An 18,498-nucleotide genomic window follows, 5' to 3' on the forward strand; every position below is an offset into this window, starting at 1 on the left:
TAAAAATATATTGGCAATTTATGATTACAGTTGTTGGTGGGATGACCCATTTGCACGAATTAGTGACTCGAAACAATAGATAGACCTTGTTAACATTAGGTTTAAACGGAAGCAATAAAATTCGCTGGCACGAAAACAAAATGCTTTGAAAAGAACCCGGTAGGAGGGTTTTCTATTTAAAAAATGCTTGAAAGATCACTATCCTCCAAGCATTTTTTGTTTCTTCGATAACTCTGGTTGTTCAAAGAAAATAGTTAGAAATCCATTGGACTTTGAAAGAACAATCCAGAAAGAAGGATTCCAAATACGATTAATATTAAAATGGTCAAAATAATCACAAAACCAAGTTTGGTAATACCTGTTTTCTGAAAAATATAATTGGGTTTGGGATTTTCCTCTTCTTTTACAAACTCCATATCATCCTCAGGTTGTTTCTCATCTACTTTCATGCAAAATTGTTTTAGTTCAACTGGTTTTTGACCATAATTTTTGGTCAATATTGAAAACTATGGTTTTTCTGACCCTGCTTTTGACATTTTTAAATAAAATCTTGACTCAAAAGAATATTGGATCTTTTATGCCCAAAAAACAATCTATTGAAATTTTACGCTATTTGAGTGCGGTGGTACTACGTTATGCCGCCTTTTTCAATAGAGCTAAAAATCTATTTTTTGGGTTACAATGAAACATATGGCTTTAAATACCTTTAATAAATGATGTAAAACGGAGAACATCCTTAAATAAATCCTCGTCGAACATAAAAACGAATCCGTATGGCCAATGTGGTGACCCTTGAAAAAAAGCTCAACAATTTGTTGAGGAAAACTCATGACGCGGAAAAAGGTTTCAACAAGGCTGCAGAACATGCCAAAAGTGCCGCTTTGCAGAACTACTTCTCGGTAAAGGCGATACGTCGCCATGGTTTTGGCGGCGACCTGGAACAGGAAATATTGGGTTTAAATTACGAAGTGGAAAAAAATGGTAGCCCTGCGGGGACCATTCACAGGGGATGGATGGATATAACAGTGTTTTTTTCAAAAAATACGGATCATGTTATGTTGGAGGAAGCGATCAATGGGGAGAAAGCGGCAGTTGAAGAATATGAGGAGCTTCTAAATGATATCGATTTACCTTTGACAACAAGAAGAATGCTTACGGAACAGATGAATAAGATTATTCACGATCTCGCTACGATAAAAAGGCTTGAGGGCAGCATTTGAGTTTACCCTATAATTTACAGCCGAAGTAAAAAGTTATTTGGATCCAGAAACAGATTACCTGTCCTTTTTCACCATTTGGTTTTGATATTCCTTTGGTGAGATTCCATATTTTTCTTTGAACAGTTTTGATAGGTAGCTTCTTGAGTTTATACCCAATTTATAACTGATTTCGGTAATGTTCATATTTGAATCTTCCAATAGTTCCTTGGCTTTTTCAACCCTAAAGTTTCGTATGTATTCGTTCACAGAGGCATTGTACAAACGTTTAAAACCTTGTTGCAGAGTGGTCTGGTTGAGTCCTACACGTTTTGCAAGGGTTACAATGTTGTCCATTCTGCCGATTTCATCTTCAATGATTTTTGCCGCCTTTTCAATCTTGGATAATGTAGCCTGTCTCAATATTTGGTGTTTTCCCTCCCCGTTCAGGTCATCCAAATATTGTTGCAACTGGTGGGACAGTATTTCATAGGCTTTTCCTTCTTGGTAAACGGTTTTCATAAAATCGGTGAGGTCGCATTCGGTAAACTCTTCCAAAAACTTCGCGATTTCCAAACTGTAAAATTCCTTGTGATAAAAAAGGTTTACCCCATTCACATCGCGGAACAATCCCATAAGGTCCTCGTTCATTTCCTCAAGAAACTCATTGATTTTCTCCTCAAACAATTTTCGGTTTATTTCCAAACTGTACACGCAAATAGGCTGGTTCGGTGGAAAGGAAAGGATATGGTTGTTTTGTGGGGTGCTGGATAAAATGGCGCTCTCCAGTCGGTTTATTTCATGATGGTCGTTGGTTTCATCAAATTCATGAAATATGGTCGATTCTCTATTGAACATTATTTTTAAGGGATGTACCGCGCCTTTTTTGTGTTCCAGGACCAGCTTTTTCTTTAGATAAAAATCAAACTCCAAAACACCAACTCCGTGGTTAAAATGAGTGCCTTTGATAAATCCGGAACCTATTTTATCCGGTATTCTAACACAAAACTCATTGTTGTCTTCTTCTATCTCGACCTTAAAATTTTTGGCAAGATCTTGTATTACATTTTTAATATCGCTATCGGATATTTCGAATTTAGCGCTCATTTCCACGGTCTTAAAAGTAAACTGCCCTGGGGTACTGGATTGTTGTTTGTTAATATGCGTCCAACGGTTTTCAACTGTTAATTACGGACATTTTTTGAATATCTTCCAAATTAAGTTCAAATGAATTAAGATTGTTCGCTTGTGCGTCAATGTATTTGTAATTAAAAGTACATCTTTAAGTCAAAACTTTTGAGGTATGGAAAATGAATTTGCAAAGCACGAAAAAGATTACATAAAGGCATATCAGGAGAAGGGTTATACAGCCAATTTTCGGTTCGAGGATGGGAAATTGATTGCATCCGACTCCAAGAAAGGCTTTAAACCGGAGGATATTTTTATTGTTGCCGATCACCGGTATGAAGGTATGAGCAACCCTTCGGATATGTCCATCTTGTATGTAATTGAAACCAAAAACAACATTAAGGGAACATACCTGCTAGGGTATGGGCCCAATGCCAATTTGGAAGCCAATGAATTCTTCAAGGCAATTCCAAAGGAAAATGTATCCGATAAAGCAAGTCTCGACTAGTTTATTTATGGCATTGGTCTAAATATCCAGAAAATGCCATTCTCATTGATACTTGGTCAAGGAAGCTTTGGGCAATTTATGTTCCATAATTCCTAGAGTAGTTAAAAGGATTTATCGTCTTTTTCTTATAGGTAATGTAAGGTTTGTTATCCGAAAGAATTATTGGGCAATAGTTCAGAATTGCTCAAAAACGCTACAATAGTGTTAAATAATTGTCTATTTTTAGTTTATACTTGCATAGATCTTACCCCGAGCATCTAATCTTTGAGAACCTATTTGTCGGAGAATGAAAATTAGTATCAAATATGATTTGGATATTACTTGCAAAACAATTGTGCATGAACAGTTGGACAAGCTGAATATTCCCCATATACTGCACAACGCCGGCGAAATAGAGATTAAAAGAATGCTTACCGCCGAAGAAATGGAACAATTGGAGGATAACCTCAAACACTATGGTATTTATGTATTGAGCAATCAAAAACAGGCATTGGTTCAGCGAATCAAAAATACCATTAAGGAAATGTTGGAAAACGACATGTTGCAATCACAGACAATTTCTCAATATTTGGCCGACAAGTTGAACTACTCCTATACCTATCTATCCAACCTTTTTTCGGAATCCACGTATACATCCATCGAGAATTTTGTGATTCTCAGTAAAGTGGACCGGGCCAAAGACCTCATGACCAGTACAGACCTAACCCTAACAGAAATAGCCTATCGTTTAAACTACAGCAGCGTGGCACATTTATCAAGTCAGTTTAAAAAAACAACCGGATTGACGCCTACCACGTTTCAGAAAATTTTGGAAAAACGACGGGGAAATAGAATAGAACAGACTATATGAAAATAAACCCATCAAACTCTGGCAATCAAATCTTGAATATTGCCCTTGCTGATGACGATGAAGACGACCGCCTATTTTTTCAAGAAGCCATAGAAGACATTTCAATTCGAACAAAACTCTCTTTGCTGAACGACGGCAAGCAGTTAATGGATTATCTTAATCTACCAAATACAATTTTGCCCAATCTGGTATTTTTGGACCTTAACATGCCGGTAAAAAATGGAATGCAGTGTTTAAAAGAGATTAGATCCAATCCAGCATTGGACAAAATCTGTATTGCCATATATTCCACATCATGTTCCGAAAAGGATATTGAGGATACCTTTGTGAACGGTGCAAATATTTATTTGAACAAACCCAATAGCTTTGCCAAATTGAGGGAAGCTATCGAAAAAGTGTTGTCCATCAATTGGCAATACCATACCTCCAATCTTAATCGAGACAATTTTTTGCTGCGATTGTGACAAGGTTTTCGACAAAATTTCTTTAAATATGCAAGGAGATACATGTACCGTGTGCATGTTGTAGGTATTGGTATTGAGCAGATTGATGGATTCCAAAATAGTACGTCGTATATTAAACTCACCTTGGCTGGATAGACTGTCCCTGGCATCTGCCATTGCCCTTCTTTTGACTTTGACCACGGTTTTGTTCACACAGATAAAAACGCTGGAAAGCTCTGCTGAAAAGGTTTCCCATTCGCTTAAAATGGAGAAGGAAATAAATGGTTTGTTTTCCCAATTCGACCTTATGGAGTCCTCGGAATTTAGGTCGGTGATTTTGGGGGATACCACTTTTTATGCGTCCTACATAAACTACAAGTTGGAAAGCGATAAATCCTTGGAGCGGTTGCATGACCTTGTGGAGGATTTACCAGATTACAAAGTAAAGCTCGAGTCGATCGCTAAGCTCAAGGACAGTTTCCATATTACATTGACGGCCTTGCATGGAAAAATCAATCCTTTTGGCGCCGATTCCGTAGCTATGGTCTATGTGAAAAGAGGCTCAAACCTGCTTAAGGATTTACAAGACATAAAATTTGAAATGCTTCGGGATAACGAGCAATTGCTACAAGACCGTTTGCAAGCATATAGAAGGCACACATTTCTGACCCCGCTTACTACGCTATTGCTGGCCCTTTTTTCAATGCTCATATTCACCATTGCCTTTATTCGATTGCGAAGGCAAAAAAACAAAATCCAATCTTCGGAAAGTCTGCTTCAGAATATTGTTCAGAGTACGGATAATATCATGAACTACTATGAACCCATTTACGATTCCAATAAGAATGTAGTGGATTTCAGGGTTGTGTTCGCCAATAGTTGTAATTGGGAATATTTAAAAATGAAGCCTGAAGATCTTATTGGCAAACCCATATCCAAAGTGTTCCCCTTTGTTTTAAAGAACAATGAACTGGAAAGGATAATAGACTGTTTTTTAGAGGACAAGACCATCGATTTTGAACGCCAGATTACCGTAGAGGGAGAGGTATTCTGGTTCCATTCCTTTGTAAGACGTGCCGATGGTGGATTATTGGAAGTGGTAAGGAACAAGACGGATGAGTACAATGCAAAGAAAGATCTGTTGAAACTCAATCAAGAACTCGAGGTCCAAAACTTTATAATGTCCGAAGCCAAAAAAGTGGCCAAAATTGGCAGCTATACTTGGTACTTGGATACAGGGGTAGCGGAACTTTCCGATAATTACTATAATATATTGGGCTGTGAACCTGGCGAATTTGTACCTTCCTTGGAGACCTACCGGGATTTTGTATATCCAGAAGACTTAAGTATTTATGATGAGTATGGGAAACGTGGCAAAACCATGCAACCGCCCCAAGCCCATACTTATAGAATTGTATCCAAACAAGGTGAAATCAAACATATAAAATCGAAGGGGCATTACATAGAAAGAGCAGGTAAAACCGTAATGATAGGGGTAGTCCAAGATGTATCCGACCAAATCAAGGCAGAAAACGAGCTGAAAGCAAAAAATCAGGAACTAAAGCGCAGCAACGTAGAGCTAGAATCCTTTAACCGTGTGGTAAGCCATGATCTGCAGGAGCCGTTGCGAAAAATACAAATGTTCATATCCCGTATTGACGAAGGGGATAAAAACAGACTTTCCGAAAGGAGCAGAAGGTATTTTGATAGAATTGAAAATGTAGCCGCCCGGATGCAATCCCTAATCCGCAATTTATTGACCTATTCCCGAATTGGCAACGAACAGGACGACTCCAACCGGATCGACCTGAACCAATTGATGGAAAGGGTAAAAGAAGAGTATCTGGAACGTATTGAAAGTGTTGATGCCTCCATTGTTTGGGAAGAGTTGCCAGAAGTACATGGAGTTTCATTTCAGTTGGAACAGTTGTTCGGCAACCTAATATCCAATTCCTTAAAATACAGGAACCCAGAGGAGCAGACAAAAATCCTGTTGAAATCTGAGATCGTGTCCCGTGGGCAGCTTCCCAAAGAGGTTGTCAACCCTTCAAAGGAATATCATAAAATTACGTTGTCCGATAACGGAATTGGTTTCGATAATCAGAATTCGACCAAGATATTCGAAGTGTTCCAACGTTTGCATGCTAAAACACAATACTCAGGTACCGGTATAGGGCTGGCCATTTGCAAGAAAATAGTGGAAAACCATCATGGGTTCATTACTGCAACAGGGGAACCGGGGAAAGGCTCTATTTTCAGCATCTACCTGCCCGTATAAAAATAGTGGGCCTGTCTTACTTCTCTTTGGAATTTTTTTGCCCCAAAAAAACTTGCTTCCCTGTTATTTAAGAAGTTTTTAACAGTATTCTGCCCCATATCAAAAGTTTCTATAACAGAATCCAAAAGTTGTGTAACGTGTGAGGTGCGCTTTGTGGTCATCTTTACCATACAACTCTCCATTGTTTATCGTAATGGAGAATAACCTTTAAATAACACTATTATCATTATGAAGACTATATCCCTAAGAACAGCGAATATAAATGAAGTGTTCAATCAATTTCAAGAAGCTATAGGAGGCGAATTGAGCATGGATGCCAAAGAGCATATTTTAAAAGTGAACGGAACATTGGGTAACGGCCTCATAAAGGGAACATCCTTTAAAGGAGGCATATCCTACATGGAGTTTGATGTGGAATTTGCCGAAAATTTGGTTCTAGTGGCCAACTCTCCCAAATATAATCCCATATGCTTTGCATATTGCTCCCAAGGTCAAGTGTCCCACAGTTTTGGGCTTGACGGTCAGCAACAGTTGCTGGAAAATTTTCAAACCGGTATTTTGACCAGTAAGAACAATCAGGACAACGTATTGTATTTTGAAAAAAATGTTCATCTTAAAATGATTATTGTGCTGGTGTTTCCCGTAAAAAACAACGATGAAAGAGCACATCTTAATCAAGAATTGCAGAAGTTGTTCTTTAAGGATGATGTAGCCGATAATTTTACCTATGTTGGATCGTACAACCTTAAATTGGCCGATATGGTCCGACAGTTGAATACCATCAAGGAAAAGGGAATTGCCCGAAGGTTGATGATAGAAGGGTTGGTACATTTGATTTTAGCGCTGGAGATTCAACAACATTCGGACGACCTTAATAAATCTGAGTTGTCGGAGTCTTCATTGACTTCAAAAGAGCAGGAAATTATCCAAGAACTTTCCTTGTTCATCAACAACTATCCGGAAAAAGAACTTTCCGTATCCTATTTATGTAAAAAGGGTGGACTGTCCCCATCCAAATTGCAAGAAGGCTTTAAATTGATGCACGGAACTACCGTTACGGATTACATCAGGGACGTGAGAATAATAAAGGCAGAGGACCTAATTAAGAATACCGACCTGAACATTTCCGAAGTGGTGTATAGTATCGGATTTATCAGCAGAAGTTACTTTTCGAAGATATTCAAGGCAAAATACAACTGCAGTCCAAAGGAATATAAGGATAAGCAAAAATGTTTTGCTGTTTCGGCCTAGGTCGATTTTTACATCTGGGTGACAACTTTTTGCATTGCTCAAGTAAGTCAATTCCCAGAAAAGAAGAATAATCTATCAAACAGCATTAAATCTTATAAAAACATGCTAGCTTATGGAAAAAGCCGAGGGAACCTTATTGTGCTTGCCGGATATAAGTGGATTTACCGAGTTTATGAGCGATGTGGACTATGAGCTCGCCTCCAAGGTAATCCCCACATTGTTGAACAAAACTATTTATGCCAATACCATAGGCCTAAAAGTTTCGGAGATTGAGGGGGATGCTGTGTTTTTTTTCAAAAAAGGACCATTGCCGTCATTTGACAGCCTCATTGATCAAAGCATACATTTTTATGAAGATTTCTATTCAGGGCTTACCGCTTTAAAAAACGAGTTCAGCGAACACGAAAAGGCTCATAAAATTCCAGAAATACTTGGTTTAAAAATTATACTGCACTACGGGGCCAATGTGGGTTTTGCACCTATCGGAAACAGTATCAAACTGTTGGGGGAAGAAGTTATTGTGGCCCATAAACTGCTGAAAAACAAAATAGAAGAGAAAGAATATGTTTTGATGACCAGTTCTTTATTGGATCAATACAAGGATAAGGAAAGCTCTGACCATATTGTATGGGGCAATTTAGAGGATGGGGAAGCAAAATTTGATCACTTGGAAAAGGTCCGTTATAAGTATTTGCCCAACCCATCAAATTCAATGTTATAATTCACTATTTCTATTCAAAGTACACCTGCACTGGGGAACAAACCCAATTTTTGATAGAGTCAACAATAAAATGAAAAAGAGTAGCGTCAATTGAGCCTTCAAATTACCTTGTCCATTTAAAAATGTGTAGAGTAATGCCGTCCTTGATTTGATGCTATCACATTTGTAAGCGTAATCCCTTTTTATGTTTTGCTTGTTTTATAAAAAACCTCAACTAAACAAAACAGTCAAGGGCTAGTGGATAAGTAAGGTTTTACCTGAGGTTTAGTTATCGAAAATCCCTTTTATGAGAACAATATGGAACAGAGCAATTTTATCTTTCATTCCTTTACTGCTTTTTTCTTGTGCTACCTATAAGCTTCAGCACAGTGAGCCGTTTGCTTCAACAAAAAAGGATAAAGTGCCAAGCCATACATTTTTTGTTGCAGGTGGCTTAGGGAATATTGCTCAAGCCGATACGCTTCCCATCATGGAGAATCTTCGGGGTCAGCTGAAATCTGCGGGAGAAAATAGCACTTTGGTGTTCACGGGTGATAATGTTTCCGCAGAGAATAAAAATTGGAATTCCGATAAAGAATTGTTGAACAGACAAATAAAGCTTGCCCATGATTTTAAGGGAGATGTCGTTTTTATTCCGGGGAACAATGAGTGGAAAGAAAAAAATACCGATGATGTTGAACAAATAGAGGATTACATCAAAGACCTCGACAACGAACAAATCAATTTTTTTCCCGAAAATGCGTGCCCTATCGAGCGGAGGATCATCAATGATAAATTATTGTTGGTCCTAGTGGATTCAAAATGGTTTGTATCCAATTGGTCACGGACGAAAAACATAAATAAAAAATGCACGGACATTGTTACTAGAACAAGATTTGTAGAGGAACTGGAAGATGCAATCGATGATAACTTGGATAAGAACATTGTCATTGCCATGCACCATCCCGTGTTCAGCAATGGACAGTACGCCGGATACAAAACATTCAAGGAACATATGACCCCGGTTCCCGTGATAGGAACCCTTGCAGAAGGTTTCATGGATCTGGGAGCATTTGACCCAGAACATTTGAATTCCAGAAGATACAACTACCTGCGTATATTGGTAACGGCACAAGCCCAAAAATCGGACCGGATTACCATAGTGTCCGGCCATGAGGAAAATTTGCAATATCTCGTCGGAAAAGAAGTCCACCAAATTATAAGTGGATCATTGGGAAGCAAAACAGCCACCAAACTTTCCGAGGATGAACTGGTGACCATAGGCGGGGCATTGCCGTTTGAAGGTAAATTTGCTTACGGGGACCTTGGTTTTGCAAAGCTTACGTATTTTGAAGATGGTTCTTCCGAGGTCACCTTTTATAGCTCCGATAACTTAAAAACAGGCTTCACAATGCCGGTTATGCCCAATTTCCCTAACCGGGAGGAGGTAAGCGACTTTGGTTCCACGACCCAAAAGGAAGAGATCGCACAAGTATTGGACAATCCGGAGGAATACCGCAAATCGGATTTTTATGAATTTCTCTGGGGTCACCGCTATCGTAAATATCTAGGGACACCGGTTACTGCACCCGTGGTACAGTTGGATACTTTGTACGGAGGCCTTAAAATAACCAAGATGGGAGGGGGGCACCAATCGTTTTCGTTGCGGTTGGAGGATAAAGACGGTCGTGAATATGCGATGCGTTCGCTTAGAAAAAGTGCGTTAAAATATTTAAAGTACAAGTTGCCCGGCATATCTTACAATGAAGAAGACTATAAAGATTCTTGGCCGGAAGAAGTAATATCCGATTTTTTTTCCACCGCGCATCCCTACATGCAGTTGGTGGTAAATCCTTTGGCAAGGTCTGTTGGTATAAATCATTCCGATACACGACTGTTCTACGTACCAAGACAAAAGGTTTTGGGCGAGTACAACAAGGACTTTGGCGATGAGCTATATTTTATAGAAAGACGCCCATCGGAAGAGCAAGCAAACCATAAAGGATATAGAAGGACAATTGATGATGAGGGCAAAGTAACGGATATGGAAAGCACCACGGATATGCTGGAAAAAATCAAAAGTGATGAATCTTATATCGTGGACCAAAAAAGTTATGTTCGAGCCAGAGTCTTTGATATGCTCATCGGCGACTGGGATCGGCATCAAGACCAATGGCGATGGATGGAGTATGAAGGGGAGGATGACATTAAAGAATTTATGCCCATCCCAAGGGATAGGGACAATGTTTTTCCCCGATTTGATGGTTTCGCAATGAAGCTGGTAAAGATGTTTGTGCCCAATGCACGGCGTTGGCAGACCTTCGATGACGATATTGATGATGTTAAATGGCTAAACCTCTCTGGCAGTAAACTCGATAAAACACTTGTCACCGAATTGGATGTAGAAGATTGGGTGGCAGAGGCCAGAATCATCCAACAGCAAATGAATGAGGAAGTGATTGACGCTGCATTCCGGAAACTTCCCGAAGAAATTCAGGATGATACTTCTGAAAAAATAAAACGTTCCCTTTTGGAGCGACTCAAAACGCTTGATGAAGATGTGCGGTCGTATGCAACCTATTTAAATAAAATCGTTGTGGTCAGGGCTACGGAAAAGGATGATAAAATAGAAATTGCACGTGGAGCGGAGAATAAAACGACCGTGGTAATTAAACGGATACTTACCGATGAGCCCAATGAAGAAATTTATCGAAGAATCTTTGATCATTCCGTGACCAAAGAACTTTGGATATATGGACTTGGTGATGATGATGTTTTTGAAGTAAAAGGTTCCGGAAACAATGCAATTATGGTAAGGATTGTAGGAGGGTACGGCGATGATGTTTATGATGTCGAAAACAAGAAAAATATAAAAGTGTATGATTGGAAGCACGAAAAAATACATTTTAAAGCAGAAGAGCCGGCAAATCAGCTAACCAACTTGTACCGCACCAATTCTTTTCATTGGCGATATTTTATGCCGAACAGTAATGTATTGGCCCCTAATCTTGGTTTTAGGACGGACGACGGTGTATTTTTTGGTTTGACCGATCGCTACACCAAAAATGGCCTAAATGGTGCTCCATTTAGGCAACAACATACCGTAAAAGCCAATTATTATTTTTCGTTTGCAGCGCTGGATATGCAATACGATGGTGTTTTTGCGAACATAATACCCAATTGGAATTTTGAAATGGGTGCCTATTACAGCAACGATAGGTATGTCAAAAACTTTTTTGGATTCGGAAACGAAACGGTCAATGGAGAGGACCAACTGGACATAGATTATTATAGGGGCCGCGTACGCCAATTTAATTCCTATGTTGGATTGGCCTATTATAACCTAAGGCCCAGATTATTGTTCGAATCTTTTAAAGTAAAGGAAATGCCGGACCGTTTTTTTAATTCACAAAACTTGAATGAATCGGCCTTTGAAACACAAAATTACGTGGGTGCCGAAGTTTCCGGACACTACGATAGGGACAATGCCGGTGATTTCCCAACCAAGGCCATGTATGTTGGATTAAGCGCAGGGTACAAGGCCAATCTCAATATTAAGGACAATCGGTTTGGCTACGCTTCCATAAAAATGGGGTTCGACCATCAGTTGATTCCATCAGGGGATTTGGTGTTCTCCACAATAGCGGAATACAAGACGAACATTGGAGGCAACAACTATTTCTTTTATCATGCCCCTTCCATTGGTGGGAACAACGGCTTGCGGGGATTCCGGGACCAAAGGTTCGCAGGCCGATCCTATTTTTATCAAAACACCGATTTAAAACTTCGTTTAAAACAATATGTTACCGCATTTACACCCGTAACCCTAGGGATTTATGGCGGATTTGACTATGGCAGGGTTTGGGTAAAGAACGATACTTCCAATATTTGGCACACTTCTCAAGGAGGTGGACTTTGGATCAGTGGATTAAAATCGTTGGTTTTTAGAATAGGATATTTCAATTCCATAGAAAACAATATGCTTCAGGTAGGTTTTGATGTATCTTTTTAAAAAGTCGAGGGTTGTGGGCTATCCAAAACATGGAGATTGTGTTGGACATGCGCAAATAACACCAAACCAAGATTTATCAAAATTATAGGAAGAACAAAATATGGTTAAAGAAAGCTTACAAGTTGTAGTACGCAAAGTTGAAAAGTGCCTTTACCCCCTGTTGGAGAAATATCGTCATAAGGGAGCCTATGTCGCCACGGCTCTGGCCGCATTGATATTGGTGATATTGGCAATCAACATTTTTGTTGAATTGACCGAAACTCTTACCACAGAAATGTTGGGTACTTATGACCAAAGCATAACCCAATATGTATTATCCTTTCGTTCACCTCGGCTTACGAACTTTTTTCTGTTTATGACCAATGTGGGCGATCTTGAGGGATATTTGACCATTCTGGGAATAATGGTGCCATTGACAGCGATTGTTTTCAAGAAATGGAAGTATGTAGGTCAAATATGTTTGGTCTTGTTTTTGGCCTCTACGTCAAATTTAGTTTTAAAACGATTTATCAACAGGGCCCGGCCAGAATTGGAGCATATGGTATCGGTGGAAACGCTAAGCTACCCCAGCGGTCATGCGATGAGCGCAATGGCGTTTTATGGCTTTCTGATTTACTTGGTTTACACGTTCAGGTTAAACAAGTATCTTAAAAGCAGTCTTATCCTTTTACTGATTCTTTTGATTTTGAGCATTGGGATCAGCAGGATTTATTTGGGCGTTCATTTTCCATCGGATATCGCCGGTGGATTTATTGCCGGTGGCATATGGGTGTTCCTTTGCGTTTTATTGTTCAATCTGGTGGAGGTCTTCCGAAAAGATTCCGAGACCCGATGACCCATTCATAAAACCGTTACCAACACAGTCTTCATAGCCATACTTGAAAAGGCAATAGCGTTAAAATAAAAACTTATAGGAATCAGTCTCCGAATTCAATTTTGATAACTTTCCCAAGTTGAGTCCAGAAGTCGGGATGGTGATGTTGATCTGAAGTAAAAGCATCAAAACAATGATTTTACGATTACTTCTGATAGATTCATGTTCAACTGAAGCAACAGCCTTTCAAAAATTAAACAATTTCATTTTATGAAGAGAATTTGGAAAATCTTGTTATCCATCACGGTAGTGGTAGGGATTTTTATTGCCTTCGTGTATCTTTCAGTTTCAGAGACCGAAGCGACTTTCCGTACATGCAAAATCATATATCCGACCGAAATAGGAAACATCAATTTTCGTGAATTTGATTCGGTCACCGTATCGGCAAACACCATTTATCAGGCAAGCGGATTTAAGGAATTCATGCAAGGTGAACAATATAGGGATGCATGGACCCAGCCCGTTACGGTGCCCATAGCTTATTTGGATACTCTAAAAGGAGGTCTCAAAATTATTGAAGAGGGCGGAGGAAAGCAGACACATTCCCTAGAACTCGAAGACGGTACGGGAATACGCTACGCGTTGCGAAGTTTGAGCAAGGACCCTTCAAAACTGGTGCCGGATGTTGCAAAAAAGCTTGGATTGGAGAATATCGTAGTGGATGGGGTTTCCGCCCAACATCCTTATGCCGCCCTGGTAGTATCCAAGTTGTCGCAAGCCGCAAATGTATTGCACACGCATCCCAAACTTATTTTTGTGCCCAAACAAGAAACACTTGGCGAACTGAACGAAAAATACGGAAACCGGCTTTACTTTTTCGAATATGAGAGTGAAGGTGAAGTCGACTGGACAGGCATCAAAAATGTAAAAGAACTGATTGATACTGATGATTTGCAAGAACTCAGAATGGAAAAGGGTTCCGAAATTACAATAGATAAAAAAGAATTGATAAAGGCCAGATTGTTCGATATACTGATCGGTGATTGGGACCGCCATGCCAAGCAATGGGGTTGGGCAATGGTAAAAAAGGACAATGGGTTTTTGGCCATTCCGGTACCGACCGATAGGGATAATGCCTTTTTTAAGCAAGATGGGGTTCTCCCAACGTTAATTACCAATGACCTCACCCTGCCAAAGGTTCAAGAATTTGAAGAAAAAATTGATTTTTTGCCCGGACTGGTTCGACCTTTTGATGAATATTTTTTACGGACAGCGACTCTGGAGCAATTTAGGGAAGCCGCTAAATATTTAAAGCAAAAATTGACGGATGAGGTCATAATAGATGCATTCAATGCGTGGCCCAAAGAAGTAGACAGTTTGGATGGTCCGGAAATTCGGAACAAAATCATCGCTAGGAGAGATCACTTGGTCCAATATGCTGAAGAATTTTATAGAACATTGGAACAACGTCCCAAAGAGCCGATAATTTTGAGCGGCTCCGAGGATTTGGAGCTGGAAGGGAGTCTGAACAATTGTTTTGATTGTGATATTTGAGTACATTAACGTTCATCCAAAACCTTACTGTCAATAACTAGAAACTTAAAAATGACAAATATTAAAACCCAATCCATAAAAAAATATGTTACATCATATTTTTCGGAAAATTTGACCCCGGACCATTTATTCCATACCCTGGACTATACACAAAGGGTGGTAGACTATACGGAGGTGCTGATGGAGGAATCTTCCAGTCCGAATTTGAACAAGGATGCAACAATAGCTGCAGCTTGGTTTCTTAACCTTGGATTTATTGAGAATTACAATGATCATAAGCACTGTAGTTGTGAGTTGGCAAAAGCATATCTATCAAAGAATCCATTGCATATAAATGCATCGGAAGTTTCTGATATTATTAAAGCCGCTTGGGGCACCGATGAACCTTCCAGATCGGAAGTTGAGATTTTAAGGGATGCCAATACCGCTTTTTATGGATCCAAGGATTTTGATAAGCTTATGGAACTGGAAAGGATGGAACTTTCCAATTTTTCGCAAGATACCTATACAAGTGTGGAATGGCGCGAGGAATATCTGGAGAAACTTAGGATACACCATCGCTACTTTACGCAATATGCCATTGATGACCTAAAGGAGCAAAAGGAGAGCAACATCCTAAAGCTTGTGGGACGAATCAAGAAGTTGAACAAAACCAAAAAGAAAGAAAAGCTTAAGGTAAAGTTCAAGGATCAAAGCCCGGAAAGAGCGATTCAATCCCTTTACCGTACACAACTTAGAAACCATATTAAACTAAGTGATATAGCAGATACCAAGGCAAACATACTACTGTCGGTGAATGCGATCATTATTTCTTTGTTACTTGCCAATCTGATTCCTGCCTTGGGGCAGCCCAAAAATTCATATTTGATTTATCCCACAGTTATTTTTGTGATATTCAGTATAGCCTCCATGATTATGTCCGTCCTTGCGACCAGGCCCAATATCGACAACAAAAAAATGATGGATGGAGGTATATCCGAAAAGGAGATGAACTATCTCTTTTTTGGAAATTTCCATGCTATGCAACTTCCGGATTTTAAACAAAAAATCAGGGATATCATTCAATCAAAGGACACCATTTACGATTCACTGACCATGGATCTATATTATCTGGGAATGGTACTTAAGAAAAAGTATTATCTACTTCGTTGGACCTACACCATTTTTATCATAGGAATCATTCTTTCTGTTCTGGCGTTCGCTTTGGCTCTCAAATACTTTGGGATGGAAGATGAAATTATAAATGCTGTAACACCGGATGCACCTCAATAAGTAAGGCGACACTTAAAGTTGATCAAGGGAGAAGCAATGAAAAATTCGATTGGTTTTATGGAATTGAAAGGAATTAATGTGATGGAAGCCTTCATTGCTGTGTCTTTTAACTGTATTCAAGTTATTTGACTTAAAAAATGCATAAACCATTAAAAACCAGAAAACATCAATTTTCTGGCTTTTTATACCCAAATTAAATTTGAGGTAGAACTGTCCTGTGTTGCCCCATTTCCCTTGAACTCGCATTGGAGTCTAACCTCTAATCTAGCTATTAAATAAGCTTAGAGTCAATCTTAGGATTTGGATAATTATCCGATTGGTCTTCACTGGTCTTGTCCATACAGGCAAAATCCTTTTCCAACAATAGGGCAAGTTCTTTTCCGTTGCCCAGGGGCATCATGTTCTGATAGCCAACCCTTTCGGAGGAGGCCCAAGTATGACGTTCTGCATCGGGAACGAATAGGGTAATGGTATTATGGTCAAAATCAGCTTCCATAACGGAAATACCTTCCTTGGCTTTTAAGACGTACCTGAACACATTGGTTCCAAAGTGTGTTTTTTCCTCAAATATTCCTGTATCACAGAATGTTTCCACTTCGGTTTTTGTCAATCGGTATCGTATGGAATCACCTTTTATTCTAATCTTCATTTTCAATGCTTTTTAAATTCTTTTTCTCGCTTTCTTTTAAGGTGTAATTTATAGTGACCCGTGTACCTTCACCTGGTGTGGAACTAATGAACAGTCTTCCATTGATGTAACTGATGCGCTCCTTCATGAAAAACACCCCCATTCCTCCTTCACTGTTATTTTTCGGAGGAGTTTTTAATATAGCGGGATCAAATCCTTTTCCATCGTCATCGATAACAACGCTCAGCAGGTTGTCCGTAAAATTGATGGTCACCAAAATATAGTTGGCGTTGGCATATTTTATGGCATTGTTCACGGCTTCTTGTGTTACCCTATAAATATTGGTTTCCGCCAAGGAATCAAACCGAATATTTTCTTCTGCCTTGTTTTCGAACAATATGTTCCTCCCTGTTAATTTGCTCAATTCCGAGGTCATTTTTTGCAGGGCAGGGAATATCCCATGGTCGCTTAATTCGGGTGGGGTTAAATTGAATGTGGCCGTTCGCACCCCTTTGATCAAATCCGCTGTCAGGTTTTTGAGGTATTCGATTTTTTCTTTGGTTTTTTCCTTGTTGATAAGGTTGATGGATTCAATATTGAACCGTAAAGCCGTGAGCATCTGCCCGATTCCGTCATGGATATCCTTCGCGATACGTTTGCGTTCCTCTTCCTGACTTTCTACGATCAAACTGGCCTGAATCTGCTTTTGTCGCATCCGTTCCTCATAGTTCTGAACCCTGAGCTGTTCTACCTTTTTTTGATTCTGTATCCGCTCGGTAATGTCGGAGCACAGCAAAAGCACATTATGCTTATTGCTGGATTGGTGAATGGGAATAATGGAAATGTCCAACCATAGTTTTTTCCCTGTTTTTGTCCGTATCTCAATTTCTTCCGAACGGATGTGCCTTCGCGGTTTGGTCAAAATTTCCCGAAGGTATTGTTGCTGCCCGCTATCCTCGGTCAATATTTCTGAAAGTTGTGGATTTGGGGGTAAATTTTTCTTCTCCAGTAAAGTCAAGAATTTCTTGCTCATAAAGACCACCGAACCATCGGAACGGGTACTGGCAAAAAGCGCCGCGTTGTCAATCACAAAATTGAGCTCTCTCAACTCTTGCAAAGACTTTTCTTTCTCTTGAACCACTTTTTTGATTTCCCTTGCATCCTTTTCCGATTTTATCTGACTTTTGACCAAATCCCGTATGGTCTCTCGGATTTGAATGGAAAGTGGTCGGAATATAAAAAGTACCTCCAATAACAATATCCCTAGCGAAAAGGCCAAAAGCGCGTATTCCTTAAACTTTAAGTTTTCAAGTTGATCTTTGCTGATGCTGTCGTATTCGTTTACGATTTCATCCATTTTGGAGAGGAAATCACCTTCATTGGCCAGTAAGATTTCAACTTGAGAGTCGGATGGGGCAGGACCATCATTTGAAAGCAATGTTTCCACCGCATTGACCATGGCTTTATGATGAACGGACACCTCTTCGAACAAGGCTAAAATGGTCTTATTGTTTTCTTTGGGCAATCCGATACTGTCATTGCCATTTTGAAGTCCATCATGGGATACCTTCCATACCCATAAAGTGTGATTTAGTTTTGATAAAAGTTCTTCCCTTTCATTTTCGGTAAGCGCTGGATTTTGAAGAAGCAACGCTTCTTTTGTCAATTTTTGACTATAGGCGCGTTGTCTTCCTGCCACATTGATGACCCTTGAGTCGTATAATTGTCCGTCGAGATGCCTTTGAATCAAAACTTGGGCAACGATAATGGTCAACGCAATCGCGGCAAGGGCCAGTAGGTACCATTTTCGTATCCTTATAAATGTGGATACGTCCAGTGCCTGTTGTTGGTTGTTTCTGTCCAT

At 39.6% G+C, this 18,498-nt stretch carries 15 protein-coding genes; 11 read left to right on the plus strand and 4 right to left on the minus strand.

Going from position 1 to position 18,498, the window contains the following annotated elements:
- Positions 1-254 precede the first annotated feature (254 nt).
- On the minus strand, positions 255-449 hold the full coding sequence (locus SD449_RS18195) for a hypothetical protein (protein ID WP_318312618.1): 195 nt from the start codon (positions 447-449) through the stop codon (positions 255-257).
- A gap of 324 nt (positions 450-773) precedes the next feature.
- On the opposite strand from SD449_RS18195, the gene SD449_RS18200 reads away from it, so the two are divergent.
- Positions 774-1,220 carry a ferritin-like domain-containing protein gene (locus SD449_RS18200; protein WP_318312619.1) on the plus strand — a complete coding sequence of 149 codons (447 nt, stop codon included), beginning with the start codon at positions 774-776 and terminating at the stop codon, positions 1,218-1,220.
- 54 nt (positions 1,221-1,274) lie between these two features.
- Here the strand turns inward: SD449_RS18200 and SD449_RS18205 are convergent, their stop codons facing one another.
- On the minus strand, positions 1,275-2,303 hold the full coding sequence (locus tag SD449_RS18205; RefSeq protein ID WP_318312620.1) for a helix-turn-helix transcriptional regulator: 1,029 nt from the start codon (positions 2,301-2,303) through the stop codon (positions 1,275-1,277).
- Positions 2,304-2,499: 196 nt separating this feature from the next.
- Between SD449_RS18205 and SD449_RS18210 the strand changes: the two genes are divergently transcribed.
- The 10 genes from SD449_RS18210 to SD449_RS18255 all read left to right on the plus strand — a co-directional run bounded on the left by SD449_RS18210 (position 2,500) and on the right by SD449_RS18255 (position 16,006).
- The gene (locus tag SD449_RS18210) at positions 2,500-2,832 is read left to right on the plus strand and encodes a hypothetical protein (RefSeq protein WP_318312622.1); all 333 of its coding nucleotides are present in this window, start codon (positions 2,500-2,502) and stop codon (positions 2,830-2,832) included.
- A 286-nt stretch (positions 2,833-3,118) separates the two neighbouring features.
- Positions 3,119-3,682, plus strand: coding sequence for a helix-turn-helix domain-containing protein (locus tag SD449_RS18215; RefSeq protein WP_318312624.1), 564 nt, complete (start codon positions 3,119-3,121; stop codon positions 3,680-3,682).
- Entirely contained in the window at positions 3,679-4,146 is a 468-nt protein-coding gene (locus SD449_RS18220; protein WP_318312626.1) for a response regulator, read from the plus strand. The genes SD449_RS18215 and SD449_RS18220 overlap by 4 nt, the downstream gene beginning before the upstream one ends.
- An 85-nt stretch (positions 4,147-4,231) precedes the next feature.
- Entirely contained in the window at positions 4,232-6,403 is a 2,172-nt protein-coding gene (locus tag SD449_RS18225) for an ATP-binding protein (RefSeq protein WP_318312627.1), read from the plus strand.
- Between the two features lie 228 nt (positions 6,404-6,631).
- Positions 6,632-7,654 (plus strand): helix-turn-helix domain-containing protein, encoded by a 1,023-nt coding sequence (locus SD449_RS18230; RefSeq protein ID WP_318312629.1) that lies wholly within the window; start codon positions 6,632-6,634, stop codon positions 7,652-7,654.
- A 112-nt stretch (positions 7,655-7,766) separates the two neighbouring features.
- Positions 7,767-8,375, plus strand: a complete 609-nt coding sequence (locus SD449_RS18235) for a DUF2652 domain-containing protein (protein WP_318312630.1) — start codon at positions 7,767-7,769, stop codon at positions 8,373-8,375.
- Positions 8,376-8,661: 286 nt separating this feature from the next.
- Positions 8,662-12,366, plus strand: a complete 3,705-nt coding sequence (locus SD449_RS18240) for a metallophosphoesterase (RefSeq protein ID WP_318312631.1) — start codon at positions 8,662-8,664, stop codon at positions 12,364-12,366.
- Between the two features lie 100 nt (positions 12,367-12,466).
- Positions 12,467-13,201, plus strand: a complete 735-nt coding sequence (locus SD449_RS18245) for a phosphatase PAP2 family protein (protein WP_318312633.1) — start codon at positions 12,467-12,469, stop codon at positions 13,199-13,201.
- A gap of 249 nt (positions 13,202-13,450) precedes the next feature.
- Entirely contained in the window at positions 13,451-14,734 is a 1,284-nt protein-coding gene (locus SD449_RS18250) for a hypothetical protein (protein ID WP_318312635.1), read from the plus strand.
- 51 nt (positions 14,735-14,785) lie between these two features.
- Entirely contained in the window at positions 14,786-16,006 is a 1,221-nt protein-coding gene (locus SD449_RS18255) for a Pycsar system effector family protein (RefSeq protein ID WP_318312636.1), read from the plus strand.
- 271 nt (positions 16,007-16,277) lie between these two features.
- Here the strand turns inward: SD449_RS18255 and SD449_RS18260 are convergent, their stop codons facing one another.
- Both SD449_RS18260 and SD449_RS18265 read right to left on the minus strand, forming a co-directional pair.
- Positions 16,278-16,655 (minus strand): DUF7009 family protein, encoded by a 378-nt coding sequence (locus SD449_RS18260; RefSeq protein WP_318312637.1) that lies wholly within the window; start codon positions 16,653-16,655, stop codon positions 16,278-16,280.
- Positions 16,645-18,498, minus strand: coding sequence for a PAS domain-containing sensor histidine kinase (locus tag SD449_RS18265; RefSeq protein ID WP_318312639.1), 1,854 nt, complete (start codon positions 18,496-18,498; stop codon positions 16,645-16,647). Before SD449_RS18265 ends, SD449_RS18260 begins: the two co-directional genes overlap by 11 nt.

Origin of the sequence: Flagellimonas crocea (assembly GCF_033441595.1) — a bacterium.
GTDB lineage: Bacteria > Bacteroidota > Bacteroidia > Flavobacteriales > Flavobacteriaceae > Flagellimonas > Flagellimonas crocea.